Genomic DNA, 261 nt, shown 5'->3' with positions numbered 1-261 from the left:
CCTGATAGCTCAGTTGGTAGAGCACTCGACTGTTAATCGAGTTGTCACAGGTTCGAGTCCTGTTCGGGGAGCCATATTTCAATACTTCTGAATTTTATATATAAGGTGGCGGCGTAGCTCAGCTGGCTAGAGCGTACGGTTCATACCCGTGAGGTCGGGGGTTCGATCCCCTCTGCCGCTACTCGGAGAGATACCCAAGTGGCTATAAGGGGACCCTCTGCTAAGGGGTTAGACTGCGTAAGTGGTGCGAGGGTTCGAATC

At 52.5% G+C, this 261-nt stretch carries 1 tRNA gene; it reads left to right on the top strand.

The window, feature by feature from the left end:
* Nucleotides 1-107: 107 nt before the first annotated feature.
* Nucleotides 108-181 (top strand) — tRNA-Met (locus tag G9G57_RS25460).
* Nucleotides 182-261 lie beyond the last annotated feature (80 nt).

The sequence above is a fragment of the Paenibacillus sp. EKM211P genome, from assembly GCF_011066175.1.
In the GTDB taxonomy this organism is placed as follows: domain Bacteria; phylum Bacillota; class Bacilli; order Paenibacillales; family Paenibacillaceae; genus Paenibacillus; species Paenibacillus polymyxa.
Note: the sequence above shows the minus strand (reverse complement) of the source record. Positions and strands in the feature narration are given on the sequence as shown.